This is a genomic window from Marmoricola sp. OAE513, assembly GCF_040546585.1.
In the GTDB taxonomy this organism is placed as follows: domain Bacteria; phylum Actinomycetota; class Actinomycetes; order Propionibacteriales; family Nocardioidaceae; genus Marmoricola.
Genome location: NZ_JBEPOC010000001.1, coordinates 2,812,489 through 2,831,672 on the forward strand (window position 1 = coordinate 2,812,489; position 19,184 = coordinate 2,831,672).

General features: G+C 69.3%; 21 protein-coding genes. 7 read left to right on the forward strand and 14 right to left on the reverse strand.

Going from position 1 to position 19,184, the window contains the following annotated elements:
• Positions 1-72: 72 nt before the first annotated feature.
• The 6 genes from ABIE44_RS14090 to ABIE44_RS14115 form a co-directional block, all read right to left on the reverse strand.
• Positions 73-885 carry an alpha/beta fold hydrolase gene (locus tag ABIE44_RS14090; protein WP_209716390.1) on the reverse strand — a complete coding sequence of 271 codons (813 nt, stop codon included), beginning with the start codon at positions 883-885 and terminating at the stop codon, positions 73-75.
• A gap of 70 nt (positions 886-955) precedes the next feature.
• Positions 956-2,266: an RNA polymerase sigma factor gene (locus ABIE44_RS14095; protein WP_209716387.1), complete on the reverse strand. Its 1,311-nt coding sequence runs from the start codon at positions 2,264-2,266 to the stop codon at positions 956-958.
• Between the two features lie 49 nt (positions 2,267-2,315).
• Positions 2,316-2,693 carry a YciI family protein gene (locus ABIE44_RS14100; protein WP_209716383.1) on the reverse strand — a complete coding sequence of 126 codons (378 nt, stop codon included), beginning with the start codon at positions 2,691-2,693 and terminating at the stop codon, positions 2,316-2,318.
• Between the two features lie 89 nt (positions 2,694-2,782).
• A complete protein-coding gene (locus ABIE44_RS14105) occupies positions 2,783-3,454 on the reverse strand; it encodes a hypothetical protein (protein WP_209716380.1) in 672 nt (223 codons plus the stop codon).
• 107 nt (positions 3,455-3,561) lie between these two features.
• Positions 3,562-3,852, reverse strand: coding sequence for a hypothetical protein (locus ABIE44_RS14110; protein WP_209716377.1), 291 nt, complete (start codon positions 3,850-3,852; stop codon positions 3,562-3,564).
• Positions 3,853-3,962: 110 nt separating this feature from the next.
• On the reverse strand, positions 3,963-4,352 hold the full coding sequence (locus ABIE44_RS14115) for a DUF2237 family protein (RefSeq protein ID WP_209716373.1): 390 nt from the start codon (positions 4,350-4,352) through the stop codon (positions 3,963-3,965).
• 62 nt (positions 4,353-4,414) lie between these two features.
• Between ABIE44_RS14115 and ABIE44_RS14120 the strand changes: the two genes are divergently transcribed.
• Positions 4,415-5,569, forward strand: a complete 1,155-nt coding sequence (locus tag ABIE44_RS14120; RefSeq protein WP_209716370.1) for an MBL fold metallo-hydrolase — start codon at positions 4,415-4,417, stop codon at positions 5,567-5,569.
• Between the two features lie 4 nt (positions 5,570-5,573).
• On the opposite strand, the gene ABIE44_RS14125 is transcribed toward ABIE44_RS14120, so the two are convergent.
• Positions 5,574-5,966, reverse strand: coding sequence for a DUF2510 domain-containing protein (locus ABIE44_RS14125; RefSeq protein ID WP_209716367.1), 393 nt, complete (start codon positions 5,964-5,966; stop codon positions 5,574-5,576).
• Positions 5,967-6,138: 172 nt separating this feature from the next.
• On the opposite strand from ABIE44_RS14125, the gene pcrA reads away from it, so the two are divergent.
• The gene (gene pcrA / locus ABIE44_RS14130; protein ID WP_209716361.1) at positions 6,139-8,634 is read left to right on the forward strand and encodes a DNA helicase PcrA; all 2,496 of its coding nucleotides are present in this window, start codon (positions 6,139-6,141) and stop codon (positions 8,632-8,634) included.
• Between the two features lie 166 nt (positions 8,635-8,800).
• Here the strand turns inward: pcrA and ABIE44_RS14135 are convergent, their stop codons facing one another.
• A complete protein-coding gene (locus ABIE44_RS14135; RefSeq protein WP_209716357.1) occupies positions 8,801-9,655 on the reverse strand; it encodes a M23 family metallopeptidase in 855 nt (284 codons plus the stop codon).
• Between the two features lie 194 nt (positions 9,656-9,849).
• Here ABIE44_RS14135 and ABIE44_RS14140 point away from each other — a divergent pair, with 194 nt between their 5' ends.
• The 3 genes from ABIE44_RS14140 to sucD all read left to right on the forward strand — a co-directional run bounded on the left by ABIE44_RS14140 (position 9,850) and on the right by sucD (position 12,463).
• The gene (locus ABIE44_RS14140) at positions 9,850-10,239 is read left to right on the forward strand and encodes a cobalamin B12-binding domain-containing protein (RefSeq protein WP_209716354.1); all 390 of its coding nucleotides are present in this window, start codon (positions 9,850-9,852) and stop codon (positions 10,237-10,239) included.
• A 157-nt stretch (positions 10,240-10,396) separates the two neighbouring features.
• Entirely contained in the window at positions 10,397-11,563 is a 1,167-nt protein-coding gene (gene sucC / locus ABIE44_RS14145) for an ADP-forming succinate--CoA ligase subunit beta (protein WP_209716351.1), read from the forward strand.
• 18 nt (positions 11,564-11,581) lie between these two features.
• Positions 11,582-12,463 (forward strand): succinate--CoA ligase subunit alpha, encoded by an 882-nt coding sequence (sucD, locus tag ABIE44_RS14150; RefSeq protein ID WP_209716348.1) that lies wholly within the window; start codon positions 11,582-11,584, stop codon positions 12,461-12,463.
• A gap of 52 nt (positions 12,464-12,515) precedes the next feature.
• On the opposite strand, the gene ABIE44_RS14155 is transcribed toward sucD, so the two are convergent.
• Positions 12,516-12,698, reverse strand: coding sequence for a hypothetical protein (locus ABIE44_RS14155; protein ID WP_209716345.1), 183 nt, complete (start codon positions 12,696-12,698; stop codon positions 12,516-12,518).
• Between the two features lie 65 nt (positions 12,699-12,763).
• A complete protein-coding gene (locus ABIE44_RS14160) occupies positions 12,764-13,288 on the reverse strand; it encodes a DUF2834 domain-containing protein (protein ID WP_209716342.1) in 525 nt (174 codons plus the stop codon).
• A 96-nt stretch (positions 13,289-13,384) separates the two neighbouring features.
• Between ABIE44_RS14160 and ABIE44_RS14165 the strand changes: the two genes are divergently transcribed.
• Together ABIE44_RS14165 and ABIE44_RS14170 are read left to right on the forward strand one after the other, a co-directional pair.
• Entirely contained in the window at positions 13,385-13,996 is a 612-nt protein-coding gene (locus tag ABIE44_RS14165) for a TetR/AcrR family transcriptional regulator (RefSeq protein WP_209716339.1), read from the forward strand.
• 31 nt (positions 13,997-14,027) lie between these two features.
• Positions 14,028-15,629, forward strand: a complete 1,602-nt coding sequence (locus tag ABIE44_RS14170) for a phytoene desaturase family protein (RefSeq protein ID WP_209716336.1) — start codon at positions 14,028-14,030, stop codon at positions 15,627-15,629.
• 17 nt (positions 15,630-15,646) lie between these two features.
• Here the strand turns inward: ABIE44_RS14170 and ABIE44_RS14175 are convergent, their stop codons facing one another.
• Genes ABIE44_RS14175 through ABIE44_RS14190 form a run of 4 tightly spaced genes read right to left on the reverse strand, consistent with a single transcriptional unit; the run spans position 15,647 to position 19,114 of the window.
• Positions 15,647-15,832 carry a hypothetical protein gene (locus tag ABIE44_RS14175; protein ID WP_209716333.1) on the reverse strand — a complete coding sequence of 62 codons (186 nt, stop codon included), beginning with the start codon at positions 15,830-15,832 and terminating at the stop codon, positions 15,647-15,649.
• Positions 15,829-16,029 carry a hypothetical protein gene (locus ABIE44_RS14180; RefSeq protein WP_209716330.1) on the reverse strand — a complete coding sequence of 67 codons (201 nt, stop codon included), beginning with the start codon at positions 16,027-16,029 and terminating at the stop codon, positions 15,829-15,831. The genes ABIE44_RS14175 and ABIE44_RS14180 overlap by 4 nt, the downstream gene beginning before the upstream one ends.
• 47 nt (positions 16,030-16,076) lie before the next feature.
• Entirely contained in the window at positions 16,077-17,324 is a 1,248-nt protein-coding gene (gene kynU, locus ABIE44_RS14185) for a kynureninase (RefSeq protein WP_354438080.1), read from the reverse strand.
• Positions 17,321-19,114, reverse strand: a complete 1,794-nt coding sequence (locus ABIE44_RS14190; RefSeq protein WP_354438081.1) for a SigE family RNA polymerase sigma factor — start codon at positions 19,112-19,114, stop codon at positions 17,321-17,323. The genes kynU and ABIE44_RS14190 overlap by 4 nt, the downstream gene beginning before the upstream one ends.
• Positions 19,115-19,184: the final 70 nt, after the last annotated feature.

Below are 19,184 nucleotides of genomic sequence, written 5' to 3' on the forward strand. Positions count from 1 at the left end.
GCACGCACCGGGTCCGGCCGCGCGGCCGGACCCGGTGTGCTCGTTCCCGCGCCGCGGCGCCAGGCACACGACTCACACGAAGAAGCGCACCAGCTCCGGGCCGGTCACCTTCGCCTTGATCATGTGGGTCTGACCCTTGAGGGTCAGCAACCGCCCGTGCGGGAGCTGGTCGGCGATGGCAGCCTGCGCGTTCTGCAGGTACGCCGGGCTCTTGCCGCCCGCGATCACGATCGTCTCCGCTGCGACCGAGCCGTAGTGGCCGACCGGGAGCGGCTCGCCCTGCTCGAACGGCAGCACGATCCGGAAGTCGTGGACGAGCGTGTGCGCGACGGCCTTCAGGCCCTTCCACACCGGGAACAGCGGCATCAGCGCGAGCATCGGTGCCGGGACGCCGACCGTCCTCATGAACAGCTTCACCGCGCCGCCGCGGTCGTCCGCCGCGACCAGGCGCTCGATCTGCTCGGGCAGGTCAGGGGCGTTCGGCGCGTGGGTGTCGTCGACGATGAACGGCGCCTCGTAGACGGCCAGCCTCCGCATCGGCACGCCCTGGCGCGCGGCCTCCAGGGCGAGCGCGGCTCCGGAGGAGGCGGCGAACACGAACGCGTCCGGACCGACCGCGTCGAGCACGGCGACCAGGTCCTCGACCTCGCGCTGCACGGCGTACGGCTGGGTGTCGCTGCTCTCGCCGCGTCCCCGGCGGTCGTACCCGACGACGGTGAAGTGGTCCCGGAGCGCCGGCGTGAGCGTCTTGGCGGCACCCATTCCGCGGTGGCACAGCGCGCCCTCGACGATCACGAGCACCGGGCCGGTGCCGGTCAGGTCGTAGGCGATCCGGGTGCCGTCGGCCGAGACGGCGAAGCGGGTGGCGGTGGTGGTGGTGCTCATGGGCTCTCCTCGGTGGCGACGTCGCGGCAAGCCCGACGACGGTGGATGTGGTGTCCGTACGTCGAACGGGTCAGGTCGTCCTCGACATCGCCCGGCGGGATTCCTCGGCGCGCTTCTCCAGCACCGTCCGCTCGCCCTCGTTGCGGGTGCGCGACGCAGCCTCGGTGAACGCCTCGGCGGCGTCGGCGTACCGACCGGCACGGAAGAGCAGGTCACCGCGGACGCTGGGAAGCATCGGGGAGTCGCCCAGCGAGGACTCGTCCACGGCCTCCAGCACGGCCAGCCCGGCACCGGGATCGAACGCGCGTCCGTGCGCGACGGCTCTGTTCACCTCGACGACCGGGCCCGGCGCGGCCTCGGCCAGGACGTCGTACAGGATCGCGATCTGGCGCCAGTCGGTCTCGGCGAAGGTGGCTGCCTTGGCGTGCTGCGAGGCGATCGCGGCCTGCAGGAAGTAGCGGCCGACCGGGGCGCCGCGGGCGGCGAGCAGCTCGGCCCGCTGCAGTGCCGCGAGACCGCGGCGGATGAGCAGCTGGTCCCAGCGGCTGCGGTCCTGGTCCTCGAGCAGGACGGGCTCGCCGGCGTCGTCGACCCGGGCGGCCATCCGGGAGCCCTGGATCTCCAGGAGAGCCTGCAGTCCGTGCACGTCAGGCTCGTCCGGGGCGAGGTCGGCGAGCATCCTGGCGAGCCGCATCGCCTCGTTCGCGAGCTCGGGCCGCATCCAGTCGTCGCCGGCGGTTGCGGAGTAGCCCTCGTTGAAGATCAGGTAGATCACGGCCATCACGTCGTCGAGCCGCTTCTCGCGGTCCGGTCCCGCCGGGAGCTCGAACTCGGCGCGGACCTCGCTGAGCGTCTTCTTGGCCCGCGAGATCCGCTGGCCCATCGCGGACTCCGCCGCCAGGAAGCCGCGGGCGATCTCGCTGGTGGTCAGGCCACCGACCATCCGCAGCGTCAGCGCGGCCCGGGACTCGGGGGTGAGCGCGGGGTGGCAGCACAGGAAGACCAGGCGGAGGACGTCGTCCTCGATGTGGTCGACCTGGGAGTCGAGGTCGGGCATCTGGTCCTCCTCTCCCAGCAGCTGGGCGTGACCGATCTCCTCGGTCTTGCGGCGCAGCGTGTCCGCGCGCCGGATGTGGTCGATCCCGCGGCGCTTGGCCGTGGTCATCAGCCAGGCAGCCGGGTTCGACGGGATGCCCGAGGACGGCCACTGCTCGAGAGCAGCGACCAGGGCGTCCTGGGCGAGGTCCTCGGCGAGCTCGACGCTCCGGGTCATCCGGGTGAGCGCGCCGACCAGACGTGCCGACTCCTCGCGCCACGTGGCGGTGATCGCGTCGGTGGTGGTCGCGTCGGCTGGCACGAGAGCCAGCCTAGAGCCGGTCATCGAGCCTGCCGAGATGCGGTGACGTCTCGGCAGGCTCGACGAACGGGTGTCAGGCGTCGTCGGCCGCGGGCGGCTCGTCGGAGATCTGACGCAGCGTCGCGACCATCCGGCACTCGGGCCAGTGCTTCGCGTGCAGGTCGGCGAACTCCTGCTGACCGGCGATGGCGTCCTCGAGGTTGTCGTACTGCAGGATCGCGAAGCCGCCCGCGACCTCCTTGGACTCGGCGTACGGGCCGTCGACGCGGGTGGTCTCGCCGTTCTTCACGACGAAGTTCACGGCGTCCTCGGTGCCGTAGAGGCCGCCGCCGTCGAGGAAGACGCCCTTCGCGGCCTGCTCGCCGATGTAGGTGTCCATCGCGTCGAACAGCGCCTGCGGCGGCATGCCCTGGCCTTCTTCCATCCGTACGAATCCCATGAAACGCGGCATGTCGATCAGTCCTTCATCTGGTGGGGGAGTTGCTCTGTGCACGTACGTCGAACGGGGAACACGGCCTTCGACATCGGCCAAGACTTTTTTCAGACCTCGTAGATGTACCTGCTCGTCGGCACCAGGTCCAGGCCCTGGTCGGCGCCGAACCGGGCGACGCTGGTCATCAGCTTCGTGATCCGGCGGTCCAGTTCCTCGTCGTCCCCGCCGCTGCCGTAGAAGGCGTGCACGTCGGTCATCCCGGCCATCAGGAACAGCTCCTCCACGATCGCCGAGATCACCGGCGCGCCCGGGGTAAGCGCCTCGAGGACGACGTTCTGGATGTAGCCGAAGGTGTGCTGGGTCTCCGAGGCGATCGGGGTGTGGCTGCCGAGCCAGATCGCCAGGTACTCCTCCTGCGACATGCCTTCAGGCTTGCGCAGGACAGCGATGTTCGCGAGCGCGTCGTGCCGCTCGCCGGCGGGCACGGCCGGCGGCTCGACCGGGCGGTGCTCCTCGACGCGGTAGACGTGGGTCGGGGCCGGCAGGGTCGTGAGCGCGACCAGGGTCGCAGCGGCGTCCTCGGTCCACACCGTGACGAAGCCGGTGATCGCTGCTCCCGCACCGTCGCCGGGCCCGAACCGCAGGGCCGGAGCGACGTCCGCGTCGTCGGTGTTCACCTGGAGACCGGTGGCGCCGGACGCCGCGAGCCGGGCGTGCAGGTCCGGGTCGTGCAGGACGGTGGGCTCGGCACCGTAGAGGACAGCGATCAACTTGGTCACGCGAGAAATTTAGGCGTATCGGGGTGGCGCGGCACGTGAGCCGCCCCCTGGGACGCCGACAGCCAGCCGGACCTCGCGGTCGGGCTGGCTGTCGGTTCGAGCAGGTGTCAGGCGGCGGCGGGGTGTGCTGCCAGGCACTTGTTCAGGCGCTCGTTCGCGTGGCGGACACGCTGGGCCTGGGCCTTCTTGGCCTTCTTGTTCTTCTTGGTCGGGTGCGCCGCGAACTTCGCCTTCAGCGCGTCCAGCTTGGCGGTGGCCTTGTCGACCTGGGCCTGCTGGGTTGCGCACGGCGCGTTCGAGGGTCCCTTCGCGATCGCAGACGGTGCTGCGACGGCCGCGAACGACCCGAAGGCCAGAGTCGTGGCGAGAGCGACGGCAGAGGTGCGGAACGCGTTCATAGAAAGTCCTCGTGGGGCTAGTCGAGCAAGGGTGTGAAATGAGGCACATGCCTCAAACTGCTCAGCGGCACCCACGCCGAAAACATCACTGAGCCGGTGGGAAACGCAGGTCAGGTCAGGGTCCCCGGGTCTTCCGGTACGTCGACCGAGTGCTCGACGAGGTGCTCCAGCGGAACAAGCTCCAAGGCCCGAGCGCTGGTGGCACTGAGCACGACCGGTGCCGCGACCCCGTCGGCGTACGCCTGGTGCCAGCGCGCCGTCACCACGCACCAGCGGTCGCCCGGGACCAGGCCCGGGAACTGCCACTCCGGTCGTGGGGTGATCAGGTCGTTGCCGGTCGCGCGCTGGTGCTCGAGGAACTCGGCGGTCATCACGGCGCAGACCGCGTGCAGCCCGACGTCCTCGGGTCCGCAGGTGCAGGTGCTGTCCCGGTAGAAGCCGGTGACCGGGTCGGAGCCGCACGGCTCGAGCCCGCCGCCCAGCACGTTGCTCTCCGTCATGTTCACGACCCTTTCACGAGTCGGCTCGGGAATGGCTACCGACGTGGGCGCATTATGGAGTCGTGAGCAGACCCCGCCTCCCGATCCTTGCCGCCGCCCTGGGCGCGGCGGCCGTTCTCGTGTCCCCGGTCGCCAACGCGACCCGCGGTCTGCGCCGCTCGATGGGCGCCGACCCGGAGGGTGACCCGCGTGTCACCGGATCTCCGCAGTGGCAAGGCGGAGGCTTCCAGAACCGACTCGAGTCGCACGTGCTGCCCAGCAGCGGCAGCCAGGGGTCGATGGCCGTGGACTTCGCCAAGAAGGGCGACATCGGCCGCCCCGCCAAGCCGGTCCCGCTGGTCACCCCGGCACTGCCCGAGAAGGCGTCCGACTTCGCTGCGACGTGGCTCGGGCACGCGACCGTCCTGCTCGAGCTCAACGGCCACTGGGTGCTCACCGATCCCGTGTGGAGCGACCGGGTCTCCCCGTCGGCCACCGTCGGACCCAAGCGCAGCCACCCGGTCCCGATGGAGCTCGCCGACCTGCCGGCCCTCTCGGCCGTGCTGATCTCTCACGACCACTACGACCACCTCGACACCGCGACGATCGACTGGCTGACCGAGTACCAGTCGATGCCGATCGTGGTGCCGCTCGGTATCGGCGCCCACCTGCGTGCCTGGGGTGTGCCCGAGGAGCGGATCGTCGAGCTCGACTGGGACGAGTCGCACACCGTCGTCCGGCCGGGTCTGTCCGACCTGGTCCTGACCTGCACCGAGGCCCGGCACTTCTCGGGTCGCGGCTTCACCCGCAACAAGACCCTGTGGTCCTCGTGGGTGGTCGCTTCCGGCACGGGCGAGGAGCGCCGCAGCGTGTTCTTCGGCGGCGACACCGGCTACACCCCGGCCTTCGCCGACATCGGGGACCAGCACGGCCCGTTCGACCTGACCGTGCTGCCGATCGGTGCCTACGACACCCGTTGGTCCGACATCCACATGAACCCCGCCGAGGCGGTCCAGACGCACCTCGACGTGCACGGCGACCTGCTGCTGCCGATCCACTGGGGCACCTTCGACCTCGCCTTCCACAGCTGGTCGGCGCCCGTCGAGTGGTTGGTCGAGGACGCCGCTACCCGGGACGTGGTGCTGGCGCTGCCGAGGCCGGGGGAGCGGTTCGACCGCTCGACCGCTCCGAGCGCCGCCTGGTGGCGCGAGGTGGCGAAGGAATCGCGGGCGAGTTGATCAGTCAGTCGGATCGCTTGGCAAGTCGGTAAACCCCGTAGATGACGCCCAGGATCACATCGACAACCATCCAAAAGACGATGATCAGGACAACGCCGATGGCTGTTCCCGTGTCTGCTGCATCGTTGCAAGTCTCGGCGTCCAGTACGCCACAGTCGTCCGGCTGTCCGGAGCCGGTCGAGGCACCGGCAATGATCCAGATGATGAAGAGCACCTGGATGGCGAGAAAGAACCAAAGGAAAATCTTGCGCTTCTTCTTCGCGGGTGCAGGTGCTCCGGACGGCACAGGGGGCGCCGGCGGCGCACTAGGACGAACTTGATCCGTCCAGGCCGCTCCGTCCCAGTAGCGCTCCTGGCCACCGTCGACGGGATACCAACCTTGAGGCGTCTGAGTCATGAGAATCTCCTGGCTAGGCGTTCGGGGGAACCTAGTACTTGCCGTGACCTTGGTATAGGCGTTAGGTGCGAATGGGCGCTTAAGTCCGATCTTGGAGTTTTAGTCGTCCAGACCAGTTAGACAAGCGTGCGCGGCCGTCGGCGTCGGTGCGCGCGACTAGGCTGGACCTGACATGAGCATGCAGTTCCCGATCCCCGGCCTTCCTGCGGCCGAGCCCGCCGAGGAGACCCCCGTCAAGCGCCGCCGCCCGAGCCGGGACGAGCTGCTCGAGGGGTTGAACGAACCGCAGCGCCAAGCCGTCGTCCACGAGGGTGCCCCGCTGCTGGTCGTCGCCGGCGCCGGCTCCGGCAAGACCCGGGTGCTGACCCGACGGATCGCCTGGCTGATCTCCGAGCGCCACGCGCACCCGGGCTCGGTGCTGGCGATCACCTTCACCAACAAGGCTGCGGCCGAGATGCGCGAGCGCGTCGAGGACCTGGTCGGCAACCGCGCGAAGATCATGTGGGTCAGCACGTTCCACTCGGCCTGCGTGCGGATCCTGCGCAAGGAGATCACCCAGTTCGCCGCGGTCGGGCTGGACTTCAAGTCGAGCTTCACGATCTACGACGCTGCCGACTCCAAGCGCCTGATGACGCTGGTCTGCCGCGACCTCGACCTGGACACCAAGCGGTTCCAGCCGCGCGCGATCCTGAACTGGATCTCGAACGCGAAGAACGAGCTCCAGGACTTCGAGGAGGCGGCGAAGGATGCCCGCAACGTCCAGGAGGAGACCTACGCGGCGGCGTACAAGCTCTACCAGGAGCGGTTGCGGCAGGCGAACGCGCTCGACTTCGACGACCTGCTGATGATGACCGTCGTGCTGTTCCGGACCTTCCCGGAGGTGCGCGAGTCCTGGCGGCGCCGGTTCCGCCACGTCCTGGTGGACGAGTACCAGGACACCAACCACGCCCAGTACGCCCTGATCCACGAGCTCTGCGCCGACGTGATGGAGGAGCTCACCGACACGGAGTCCTCGGCGGAGCGGGTGCCGCCGGCGGAGCTGATGGTGGTCGGTGACGCGGACCAGTCGATCTACGCGTTCCGCGGCGCCAACATCCGCAACATCATGGACTTCGAGCAGGACTTCCCGAACGCCGCGACCGTGCTGCTCGAGCAGAACTACCGGTCAACCCAGACGATCCTCACCGCCGCCAACGCGGTGATCGGGCACAACGAGGGCCGTACGCCGAAGAGGCTGTGGAGCGATGCCGGCGACGGCGCCAAGATCATCGGGTACGTCGGCGACGACGAGCGCGACGAGGCCCGGTTCGTCGCCGAGGAGATCGACCGGCTGACCGACGAGGGCAGTGCCCGGCCCGGTGACGTCGCGGTCTTCTACCGGACCAACGCCCAGTCCCGGATCTACGAGGAGGTCTTCATCCGCGTCGGGATGGCCTACAAGGTCGTCGGCGGGGTCCGGTTCTACGAGCGCAAGGAGGTCCGCGACGCGCTGGCCTACCTGCGCACGCTCGCGAACCCCGCGGACCAGGTCTCGCTGCGCCGGATCCTCAACACCCCCAAGCGCGGCATCGGCGACCGGGCCGAGGCCATGGTCGACGCGTTCGCCACCCGCGAGCGGATCACCTTCTGGGAGGCGCTGCAGCGCGCGTCCGAGGCACCGGGCATCGCCAGCCGCTCGCTGAACGCGATCAACGGCTTCGTCGAGGTCATCGAGCAGCTCCAGTCGATGGTCGCCGCGGGGGAGCGCGTCGACGTGGTCCTGGAGGCCACGCTGACCCGCAGTGGTTACCTCAAGGAGCTCGAGGAGTCCGAGGACCCGCAGGACGAGACCCGGGTGGAGAACCTCGCCGAGCTCGTCGCGGTCGCCCGGGAGTTCGCCGACGACCCGCTGCTCGGGCCGAGCGCCGACCCGTTGGACGTGCTCGACGACGAGGGCGAAGGGGTCGCCCCGGCCGACCTGCCGGCGCCGGGCCTCGACGACTTCCTGGAGCGGGTCGCCCTGGTGGCCGATTCCGACCAGATCCCGGACGCGCCCGAGGGAGAGGACGCTCCGGGCGTGGTCACGATGATGACGCTGCACACCGCCAAGGGACTGGAGTTCCCGGTCGTCTTCCTCACCGGGCTGGAGGACGGGATCTTCCCGCACATGCGCTCGCTCAACGACAAGCCCGAGCTCGAGGAGGAGCGCCGCCTCGCGTACGTCGGCGTCACCCGGGCCCGCGAACGGCTCTACGTCTCCCGCGCGGTGGTGCGCTCGGCGTGGGGTGCCCCCTCGCACAACCCAGCCTCACGCTTCCTCGACGAGCTCCCGGTCGACCTCGTGGACTGGAAGCGCACCGAAGCCGACCAGACCCGTTGGGTCCGGCAGGACTTCTCCTCCTCGGAATCCGGGTACGCCGGCAACGGCACGCTGACCGGCCGCGGTCGCCAGCAGATGGCGAACCGGTTCTCCAGCACCTCGGCTGCCGCCGACGCCTCGAAGAAGGCGATGGCCGGTCGGGAGATCCCGAACCTGTCCCCGGGCGACCGGGTCACCCACGACACCTTCGGCCTCGGCACGGTCGTCAGCGTGGAGGGCGCGGCCGACAAGGCCGTCGCGAGCATCGACTTCGGCGCGGACGGCGTGAAGCGTCTGCTGCTGAGGTACGCGCCGGTCGAGAAGCTCTAGAGTCCCGGTCGTCGAGGGCCCCGAGACGTGACCGACGCGCAGTCTGTGCCGGGATCGCCGACACGTCGCTTCTGTGCACGTCCACCTCGTCGCTGCGCCCCGGTGGGCATGCACAGAACCGACGGGTCGGCTCGGTTCCACTGCGTGACGCCGAAGCGCTTCGCGCTTAGGGCGTCACTCCGTGGAACAGGAACGCCGGGTACGGGTCGACCGGGTCTCCGCCTCCGGGGCGGACCTCGATGTGCACGTGCGGGCCGGTGACGTTGCCGGTCGAACCGACCCGTCCGATCTGGGTGCCCTGGACGACCTTGTCGCCGACGTTCACGCCGATCTCGGACTGGTGGCAGTACCAGATCTCGGTGCCGTCCGGCAGCGTCTGGATGGTCTGGTTGCCGTAGGAACCCTCGTACCCGGTCGAGGTGATCACGCCGTTCGCGACGGCGTAGATCGGCGTCCCGCTGGGAGCCGCGAAGTCCAGACCCGTGTGGTAGTGCGACCACAGGCCGCTGGACTGACCGAAGCGGGCGGTGAGGTGGTAGCCGCGCGTCGGCAGGACCCAGAGGTTCTTCGCGATCTGGTCGGCACGCTTCTCCGCGGAGGCGGCCAGTGCGGCGAGGTTCGCATCACGCTGCTGAGCCTTGGCCTCGACGGTGGCGGAGAGCTCCTGGTCGAGGGTGTCCTCGAGAGCCTTGCGCTCGGTGTCGCGGCTGATGGCCTGGGACCGCGGGTCGTTGCCCGCGAAGTTGAAGGCGTCGGTACCGCTGAACGTCTCGGTCTTGCCCGAGGAGAGCTGCAGGTCGCCGGCCTGACCCGGACCCATCACCACGGTGCCGCTGACGGCGGCTGCGATCGCGACGACGCCGACGACCGTCGGGATGGCCGGGATCTTCCGGAACGGGTTGACGGCCTTCTGGGCGCGGGTGGCCTTGCGGCGGCCCGCCGCACGGGTGCCGCGGACCGGGGTCGTCGCGCCCTCGGCTCCAACGGAGCCGGCGCGATGATCTGCCCGGTGGTTGCCCATGCCGTCCTTCGGTTGCCCAGAGTGCGTAGTGACCGGCCAAACAGTAACGGAACGGTCACAGGGGGGTGAAATCGGTGCCTAGACCAATTCCCGGAAGTTCAACGATCCACCGTGCACGGAGTCACACAGATCACTACAAGCAACTAGTAGGGCCCCCTACTATCTCGTGCCTCCCAGGCGATAGCCTCGGCGCCATGTTGCGAATCGTTGTCGCCAAGCCGGGCCTGGACGGGCATGACCGCGGAGCCAAGGTCGTCGCCCGGGCTCTGCGCGACGCCGGCCACGAAGTGATCTACACGGGACTGCACCAGACGCCCGAGCAGATCGTGGAGACGGCGATCCAGGAGGACGCAGACCTGATCGGCCTCTCGGTGCTCTCCGGAGCGCACATGACCCAGTTCCGCCGGCTCGTCGAGCTGCTCGCCGAGCGGGACTCCAGTGACATCGTCGTCTTCGGCGGCGGGATCGTTCCCGACGAAGACCTCCCCGCGCTGAACGAGATGGGCGTCGCCAAGATCTTCACCCCCGGTGCCACCACCACGGAGATCACCGACTGGGTGACCGAGCAGTTCCCGGAGGACTGATAACCCAACTCGTCGGTAACGTGCTGCGGGTCACTGTCCACCTGCTGCCCCGGAATCGCTAACCCGAAGTCAACGGGTTTATGGTGCTCGATGCGTCCCGCTCTGGATCTCTGGCCGGGCCGGCGCTCTCACAGACATCTAGTGGATGGGTAAAACCGTGGATCTGATGGAGTACCAGGCGAAGGAGCTCTTCGCCAAGCACGGCGTGAAGACGACTCTCGGCATCGTTGTCGAGACCGCCGATGCCGCGAAGGCTGCCGCTGAGCAGCTCGGCGGCGTCACCGTCATCAAGGCACAGGTCAAGGCCGGCGGCCGCGGCAAGGCGGGCGGCGTCAAGCTCGCCAAGACCGCCGACGAGGCCTTCGAGCACGCGTCGAACATCCTCGGCATGGACATCAAGGGACTGACGGTCAACCGTGTCCTGGTCACGCCCGCCACCCCGCCGGTCGAGGAGTACTACTTCTCGTTCCTGCTGGACCGCTCCAACCGCTCCTACCTCTGCATCGCCAGCGTCGAGGGTGGTGTCGAGATCGAGGAGGTCGCGAAGACCAACCCCGAGGCCGTGCGCCAGATCCCGATCAACGCGATCGAGGGCGTGACCCCGGAGAAGGCGGCGTTCATCGTCGACGACGCGAAGTTCCCGGCCGAGCTGCGTGACCAGGCCATCGAGATGGTCCAGAAGCTGTGGACGGTCTTCGTCGAGGAGGACGCCACCCTGGTGGAGGTCAACCCGCTGGCCCGCCTGGAGGGCGACGTCCTGGAGGCCCTCGACGGCAAGGTCTCGCTCGACGAGAACGCCTCCGAGGTGCGCCACGAGGAGCACGCCGAGTTCGAGATCCGCGACGAGGCCGACCCGCTCGAGGCGAAGGCCAAGGACCTGGGTTTGAACTACGTGAAGCTCGACGGCGAGATCGGCATCATCGGCAACGGTGCCGGCCTGGTCATGTCGACGCTCGACGTCGTCGCGTACGCCGGTGAGAACCACGGCGGCGTGAAGCCGGCCAACTTCCTCGACATCGGTGGTGGCGCCAACGCCCAGGTGATGGCCAACGGCCTCGACGTCATCCTCAACGACCCGCAGGTCAAGTCGGTCTTCGTGAACGTCTTCGGTGGCATCACCGCGTGCGACGAGGTCGCCAACGGCATCAAGGGCGCGCTGGAGATCCTCGGCGACGCGGCGACCAAGCCGCTGGTCGTCCGCCTGGACGGCAACAACGTCGACAAGGGTCGCGAGATCCTCAACGAGCTGAACCACCCGCTGGTGACCGTGGTCGCGACCATGGACGGCGCGGCCGACAAGGCCGCCGAGCTGGCGAACGCCTGAATAGGGGACTGAAGACACATGGCGATCTACCTCAACTCTGACAGCAAGATCATCGTCCAGGGCATGACCGGCGGGATGGGTGCGAAGCACACCACCCTGATGGTCGAGTCCGGCGCGGACATCGTGGGCGGCGTCAACGCCCGCAAGGCCGGCACCACCGTCGAGCTCGGCGGCAAGGAGCTCCCGGTCTTCGCGAGCGTCGCCGAGGCGATGGCCGCCACCGGTGCGAACGTGTCCGTCGCGTTCGTCCCGCCGGCCTTCACCAAGGACGCCGCGATCGAAGCCATCGACGCCGAGATCCCGCTCCTGGTGGTCATCACCGAGGGTGTCCCGGTGCAGGACAGCGCCGAGGTCTGGGCGTACCTGGACGGCAAGAAGACCCGGATGATCGGGCCCAACTGCCCGGGCATCATCAGCCCCGGACAGTCGCTGGCCGGCATCACCCCGCACACCATCGCGGGCGCCGGTCCGATCGGTCTGGTCTCCAAGTCGGGCACGCTGACCTACCAGATGATGCACGAGCTGCGTGACTTCGGCTTCACCACGGCGATCGGCATCGGCGGTGACCCGATCATCGGCACCACCCACATCGACGCGCTCGAGGCCTTCGAGAACGACCCCGACACGAAGGCGATCGTGATGATCGGCGAGATCGGCGGCGACGCCGAGGAGCGTGCGGCGGCGTACATCAAGGAGCACGTGACCAAGCCGGTCGTCGGTTACGTCGCCGGCTTCACCGCCCCCGAGGGCAAGACCATGGGCCACGCCGGCGCCATCGTCTCCGGCTCGGCGGGCACCGCGCAGGCGAAGAAGGAGGCCCTCGAGGCCGCCGGCGTCAAGGTCGGCAAGACGCCGTCCGAGACCGCTGAGCTCATGCGGGAGATCATGAACAACCTCTGACACTCGTCGGCACGGAGGCCCCTGGAGCCCTGCTCCGGGGGCCTTCGTCGTTCTACGGCGGCGGCGGCAGCGTGCGCGGCGGGACGAACTGCTGCACCTCGCCGGCCGACCTGCGTTGCAGCTCCGTGGCGTTCGCCGCGACGTCCGCGCTGACCCCGCGTTTCCGGTCGTGGCGCCAGGCCAGGACGAGGACGAGTACGACGACGGCGACGATGGCGGACCCGATGATGACCATGCGCCATGGTGCGCCGCGGTGCTCGAGGCGTCAACGACAGGACTAGTCCGACGCCCGGATACTGCCTAGTGAATCGCACCTGTCCCGGCGACCGGCTGGTGCTGATCGCTCGGGACTGTCGAGCTCTCCAGGGCCAACCGCCGCTGCCGCTCCAGCGCCGCAGCGAAGAACGCCCAGCCGAAGGTGAAGCTGGCGAACAGCGTCACCACGAAGAACAGCACGGGCTTGTTGATGCCCTGGCGGCGCCCCCAGACGACCGCCACGAGCGGCAGGATCAGCACGTTGGCCACGGTGAAGTCGCCGCCGGCCGAGCTCGACGCCGGGTTGTCGAACATCAGCTGGATGTACTGCTGCCAGCTGCCGTCGCCCCAGATGGGGTTGTTGAACCAGCCGTCGGTGTTGTCGACCACGAAGGTCACGTTGAAGTACCAGCCCAGCGCGACCGACGCGATCCCGATCCCGTAGAGCGCGAGCTCCAGACCCGACAGCAGCGGCCCTGTCGCCGTGCGGCGGAAGATCGCGGGGTTGGCGCGGACGATCAGCCAGACGGTGCCGAACGCGAGCGCGGCGTGCACGATGAGGGAGACCATGCCGCCACCGTCACGCCTGGCACCAAGTTTTGTCAACAGTGACATTCGATCTGCCCTGAACTCGACCCCCGGGTGCGCGCGGGCTAACGTCGACCCATGGCCCGGAACCCGCAGACCGTCCGCAGCGAGCGCACCCGCGCCGCACTGCGCCGGGCTGCGATGGAGCGGTTCGCGGCGTACGGGGTCGAGGCGACCTCGGCCGAGCAGATCGCCGAGGACGCCGGCGTCACCCTGCGGACCTTCTACCGGCACTTCCCCTCCAAGCACGACCTGCTCTTCGCCGACTACGACTCGGGACTGCAGTGGTTCCGCAAGGCGCTGGTCGCGCGGCCCGAGGGCGAGCCGGTGCTGGAGTCCATCCGGACGGCCATCTTCGCCTTCCCGTACGACGTCCAGGCGCTCACCCAGGTCGCAGCGTTCCGTGCCGAGGAGCTGGATCCGGAGCGGATCGTCAGCCACCTGCGTCAGGTCGAGTCCGACCTCGCCGACGCGATCGCCGAGCACCTGTCCCGCCGCGAGGACGCCGAGCAGCGCCGGCTCGACATCGTGGTCACGTCGCGGTGCATCGCGGCTGCGGTCTTCGGCGCGATGGAGGTCTGGATGACCAAGCCCGAACGCTCGCTGAACGAGCTGGCAGACCTGAGTCATGCGGTGCTCAGTGCGCTGGAGAGCGGGCTCGACGCGGACGGCATGTTTCGTCACTATTGACGAAACGTGAACCCCGTGCGACTGTCGCCCCATGGCGACCTCTGAGACCTACGACGCGATCATCATCGGAGCCGGGCACAACGGCCTGACCTCGGCACTGCTGCTGCAGCGGGCCGGACTGAGGACCCTGTGCCTGGAGTCCAAGCGGTACGCCGGCGGGATGGCCTCGACCGTCGAGCTCTTCGACGGCTTCCAGTTCGAGATCGCCGGCTCGGTCCAGCTGCCCACGTCCGCGACCGTGAGCAAGGAGCTCGGCCTCGACACGCTGCCGCAGGTCGACCTCGAGGTCATGTCGGTCTCCCTCATCGACGCGCCGCCTGCGACGCCCGGCGACCCCGTGGTCGAGCCGCTGATCTACTACACCGATCTCGAGGTCGCGGCGAACACCATGATGGAGGTCCACGGCGCGGACGCGCTGATGGGCATGGCGGAGATGACCGGCTGGAGCGCCGCTCCGACCCGGGCGCTCGGGCGCTTCGAGGCGGGCACGCTGCCGAAGACCGTCGACGAGATGTACGCCTGCGCGAGCAGCGACGCCGAGCGGGCCAGCATCACCGAGATGCTCTTCGGGTCGGCCAGCGACGTCCTCAACCGCTACCTGCCGGAGAAGCAGAAGCACGCCGCGCTGCGTGGCATGCTCGCGTTCCTGGCGGTGAACTCCACCTTCCGGGGACCCGAGAGCCCGGGCAGTGCGGCCGGGCTCGCCTTCGGGATGGCCGTGCCGGACGAGAACACCGTGCTGACGAAGAAGCTCAAGGGCGGCATCGGTGTGCTGACCCAGCACCTCGTCGACCAGTACGCCGACGCCGGAGGCGAGCTGCGCCTGGATGCGTCGGTCAGCGAGATCGTCGTCAACGACGGCAAGGTCGAGGCGATCGTCCTCGACGGCGGCGAGCGGATCGGCACCACCACGGTGGTCTCCGGGGTCGCCCCCGACCTGACCCTCAACACGCTGATCACCGCGGGGGCGGTCGACCCGGCGCTGAGCACCCGGCTGGCGAACATCGACCACCGCGGCTCCTACGTCCAGATGCACTTCGCGCTCGACGGCGTCCCGGAGTTCATCGCGCCGTACGAGTTCCTCAACGACCCGAAGATGCAGTCGGCGATCGGACTGTTCGCGACCCCCGAGTTCCTCCAGCGCCAGTTCGAGGACTCCCGGCGCGGGATCGTCCCTGCCGACCCGGCGGTCGCGTTCCAGATCCCGTCCGCCTCCGATCCCGACCTCGCCCCGTCGGGCAAGGCCGCCGCCTCGGCGTTCGCGCTCTGGTTCCCGATCGAGGACGCGGCAGAGGACTCCGCGACGTACGCGCGCCTGAAGGCCGAGATGGGTCAGGCGGTGATCGACCGGATCAGCAAGTTCGCCCCGAACTTCGAGAGCCTGATCCTCAAGCACACGACCTTCACGCCCAAGCACATGGGCACGATGTTCGGGGCTCCGGGCGGCGACTACTGCCACGGCCTGATCCACCCCGACCTGCTCGGTCAGTACCGTCCCGGGCCGAAGGGCTACCTCGACCAGCCGCACGGCATCGACGGGCTCTACCTGGGCAGTGCCGGGTGCTACGGCGGGCCGGGGATCACGTTCATCCCGGGCTACAACGCGGCGCAGGCGGTGCTGGAGGACCGCTAGGGGCTTGGAGCTAGGAGCTAGGGACCCGAGCCCGCACCGAGGCCGTGGATGTTGCGGATCGCCGCCTGCGAGCGGGCCTCGCCGGCAGCTGCGTCCGTGTGCGAGCCGACGATGCGCTTCCTGCCGTGCTGGCGGTCGTAGAGGAACGCCCAGACCAGGAGCGCGATGACGGCGAGACCGGCCAGCACCACGATGGCCGTCACTGACCACCCAGGCTGAAGCCGATGCTGTTGCCGCCGTCCCCGCCGCCCTTGGCATTGCTGCGGGTCTCGGCTTTGCCGATGTCGATCGAGTCCTGCATGCTGCGCCGCCCGGTCTCCGGCTTGGCGCGGCCCGAGGTCCACCAGGCCAGGGCGAAGCCCACGACGACGACAGCGGCGACGATGATCCAGAAGGTCATGACCCCATCGTGCGCCTCGGCAGCTGGTTGCGCCAGGGAACGAACAATCAGGTCACGGCGTTCCGCGTCGCGTACGCCGGGTCGAGGTGCTCCTCGGCGGCCAACACCGCGGCGATGTGCTCGACCGCGTCGTACACCTCGGTGTGGGTGACGTAGAGCGGGGCGAAGCCGAAGCGGGCGATGCCGTCGCGGTCCCCGTCGTCGCGGTAGTCGCCGATCACGCCGCGCGCGATCAGCGCCTGCACCAGGGCGTAGGCGTGCGGGTGCCGGAACGAGACCTGACTGCCGCGGCGGGCGTGGTCGCTCGGCGTGACCACGTCGAGGCCGGGAACGCGTTCGTCGAGGAGGGCGAGGAACAGGTCGGTGAGCGACAGGGACGCCGCCCGGAGCTGGTCGGTGCTGACGCCGTCGAAGGCGCCCAGCGCGGCGTCCAGGGAGGAGAGCGCCAGCACCGGGTGCGTGCCCGAGGCCCAGCCGGCCATCCCGTCGGCGGCGGCGTAGTCGCGCTGCATCGCGAACGGTGCGGCGTGACCCATCCAGCCGGTGACGGGCTGGCGGGCCTGGTCCTGCAGTCGCGGGGAGACCCAGGTGAACGCGGGTGCCCCGGGGCCGCCGTTGAGGTACTTGTAGGAGCAGCCGACGGCGAAGTCCGCGTCGGCGCCGGTCAGGTCGACGGGCACCGCGCCGGCGGAGTGGCACAGGTCCCACTGGGCCAGCGCCCCGCGGGCGTGTGCGCCCGCGGTGATCCCGGCCATGTCGAACATCGCCCCGGTGCGGAAGTCGACGTGGGTCAGGCTGAGCAGCGCGACGTCCTCGTCGACGGCGGCCAGTGGATCAGCCGGGTCGCACCAGCGCAGCTGGAGGCCGAGCAGGTCGGCCACACCGGCGGCGATGTAGCCGTCGGTGGGGAAGGTCGAGGGTTCCACGACGATGACCGACCGCTCGGGGCGCAGCCGGGCAGCAGCCACCATCGACTTGAACAGGCTGACGCTGGTGGAGTCGCCGACGTGCAGGTCCTCCCCACGAACGCCCACTAGGGGAGCGATCCGGGCGGAGATCCGTCCCACCAGCTCCATCCAGCCAGCAGCGTTCCACGAGCGGATGAGACCCGTTCCCCACTCGTCCTCCACCACCGACGCCATCCGGTCGGCGACGCCGAGGGGCAGCGCGCCGAGAGAGTTGCCGTCGAGGTAGATGACGCCCTCGGGGATCCGGAAGCGCTCCCGGGTGCCGGCAAGGGGAGAGGAGACGTCGAGCCGCTCGGCGTCGGCCCGGGTGATCGTGCCCGTGGTCACCGGACCTCCAGCAGCCGGTCGTGGCTGCGCAGCAGCAGCTGGGAGAACGTCTTGCCGCTGACGTCGTACTGGCGCACGGGGGTCATCGTGACCTGGGCGACGTACGGGCCGACCCGGGTGACGCCCATCCAGAACACCACCTCGTCGCGGTCCTGGTTGATCTGGTTCACCAGGCGCCAGTAGGCGTGCGCCGGGGTCTTGGCGGTGCCGTTCCGGACCGACTGCTCCTTGATCGTGCTGGAGAGCTCCTTGTCGGGGCAGGCCTTCATGCGGGCGATCACCTGGTTGACGAACTTGCTCGCGGCCCTGGCGTTCGGGAACCGGCCGATCGTCTCGGTGACGCCGAACCGGGCCGGCAGGTCGGCGTCCGGGATGAGGAACACCCGGCTGATCGGTTTGACCGCCCCCGACTTCACGAAGTCGGCCTTGTCGCACGTTGTGGCGGCCGAGTTCGGGCTGGCGGTCTGCGGCTGGGTGCCGGCCCATGGCGAGTTCACCTTGGCCACGGCCGGCAGGTCGGCAGTGGCGAGCATGCCCGGGGTCTCGCCGGACGGCGGCGGTGTGGTGACCTTGGTCGAGACCGCTCCGACGCACTCACCGGCGACCTTCGAGCTGCACAGGTTGCGCACCGAGGCCGCCAGCGCGTCCACCAGCACCTTGGCCGACGCGGGCTCCTCGGTGTGGGTCTCCAGGACGGTCGAGGTGGTCAGGGAGCCGGTCCGGGCGATCCCGACGACGTAGGAGCGGTCGTCGCTGCTGGGCACGTGCAGGCGCAGCACCTCGGCCTGGTCGCCGACCTGGTCGACGTCGTACGCGTCGACGAGCTGGACCCGCGCGACCGTGCATCCGGCGTACCAGCCCAGCGTGGTGGCGTAGGCGTTCTTGGCGGCGTCCTCGGAGCGGGAGATCTCCACGGTCTGGACGAGGGACCGCTGCTTCTTGCCGCTCGTGATCCCCCACGTGCGCACCAGCGTGCCGAGACCGTTCTCGTCGGCGAAGCGGCTCTTCTGGCAGATGGTGTTCAGGCCGTTCCCGGCGTTGTTGTTGTTCGTCGTTGGTTTCGGCCAGACCTGGTTCGAGGACAGCGGGGCGATCTGCTCGGGGGTGAGGAGCATCGAGCGGCTGACGAGGGTGCGGATCTTCGGATCTGCCGACCCCTGTCCCTCCGGAGCACCCACCGCGACGAAGCTGCCGGCGCCCAGCATGACCGCCGCGATCGCGATCGAACCGGTCACGGCGAAGTTGCGGCGACGACGCAGGCCGTTGCGGCGCACGATGGTGGGCCGGGGGAGCTTCACGGTGTCGACGGCCTGGCCGAGTGCCTGGAGCCGCCCGGTGATCTCCGAGGGGTCGCAGTCCAGTGCCTCGACGACCGTGTGCGTCGCGACGTCGAAGAGCTCCTCGATCCGCTGTACCGGCAGACCGATCTCGCGGCCGATCGCCTCCAGGCCGAGATCGGTCAGGTGGGAGAGCACCAGCGTGCGGCGCTGGGCGTCCTTGAGCCGGTGCAACGCCTCGAGCGTCGCGGCCTGGTCGGCGTCGATGTGCCGCTCGCGGTGCCACGGGCGAGCCGTGTGCCGTCGCTGGGCGCGGGACCATGCGCGCGGACGCACCCACGCCAGCGGGCTCTCGAACCGGCCGAGCTTGGCCCAGTGGTGCCGCGCCGCCACGTAGGCGTCGCGGACTGCGGCCCGGGAAGCCACGAGGTCGCCGGTCAGCGCGAACGTCTGCAGGAGCAGGTCGCGGCGCGTGCTGACGTAGAACTCGTCGAATTCCTCGGCTGTTGGCATGACTGTCCGAGATTACCGGGTTGTCGGGCACCCGATCACCCGCGTGGCACAGGCAACCTCAACCACGGAT

What these genes read in the sequence shown, in the direction of transcription:
- sucD (WP_209716348.1), top strand. Translation starts at nt 11,582, where the DNA reads ATGGCGATCTACCTCAACTCTGACAGCAAGATCATCGTCCAGGGCATG.
- ABIE44_RS14160 (WP_209716342.1), bottom strand. Translation starts at nt 13,288, where the DNA reads ATGGTCTCCCTCATCGTGCACGCCGCGCTCGCGTTCGGCACCGTCTGG.
- ABIE44_RS14135 (WP_209716357.1), bottom strand. Translation starts at nt 9,655, where the DNA reads ATGGGCAACCACCGGGCAGATCATCGCGCCGGCTCCGTTGGAGCCGAG.
- ABIE44_RS14170 (WP_209716336.1), top strand. Translation starts at nt 14,028, where the DNA reads ATGGCGACCTCTGAGACCTACGACGCGATCATCATCGGAGCCGGGCAC.
- ABIE44_RS14155 (WP_209716345.1), bottom strand. Translation starts at nt 12,698, where the DNA reads ATGGTCATCATCGGGTCCGCCATCGTCGCCGTCGTCGTACTCGTCCTC.
- ABIE44_RS14165 (WP_209716339.1), top strand. Translation starts at nt 13,385, where the DNA reads ATGGCCCGGAACCCGCAGACCGTCCGCAGCGAGCGCACCCGCGCCGCA.
- ABIE44_RS14125 (WP_209716367.1), bottom strand. Translation starts at nt 5,966, where the DNA reads ATGACTCAGACGCCTCAAGGTTGGTATCCCGTCGACGGTGGCCAGGAG.
- ABIE44_RS14115 (WP_209716373.1), bottom strand. Translation starts at nt 4,352, where the DNA reads ATGACGGAGAGCAACGTGCTGGGCGGCGGGCTCGAGCCGTGCGGCTCC.
- ABIE44_RS14140 (WP_209716354.1), top strand. Translation starts at nt 9,850, where the DNA reads ATGTTGCGAATCGTTGTCGCCAAGCCGGGCCTGGACGGGCATGACCGC.
- ABIE44_RS14100 (WP_209716383.1), bottom strand. Translation starts at nt 2,693, where the DNA reads ATGCCGCGTTTCATGGGATTCGTACGGATGGAAGAAGGCCAGGGCATG.
- ABIE44_RS14180 (WP_209716330.1), bottom strand. Translation starts at nt 16,029, where the DNA reads ATGACCTTCTGGATCATCGTCGCCGCTGTCGTCGTCGTGGGCTTCGCC.
- ABIE44_RS14110 (WP_209716377.1), bottom strand. Translation starts at nt 3,852, where the DNA reads ATGAACGCGTTCCGCACCTCTGCCGTCGCTCTCGCCACGACTCTGGCC.
- ABIE44_RS14090 (WP_209716390.1), bottom strand. Translation starts at nt 885, where the DNA reads ATGAGCACCACCACCACCGCCACCCGCTTCGCCGTCTCGGCCGACGGC.
- pcrA (WP_209716361.1), top strand. Translation starts at nt 6,139, where the DNA reads ATGAGCATGCAGTTCCCGATCCCCGGCCTTCCTGCGGCCGAGCCCGCC.
- ABIE44_RS14095 (WP_209716387.1), bottom strand. Translation starts at nt 2,266, where the DNA reads ATGACCGGCTCTAGGCTGGCTCTCGTGCCAGCCGACGCGACCACCACC.
- ABIE44_RS14190 (WP_354438081.1), bottom strand. Translation starts at nt 19,114, where the DNA reads ATGCCAACAGCCGAGGAATTCGACGAGTTCTACGTCAGCACGCGCCGC.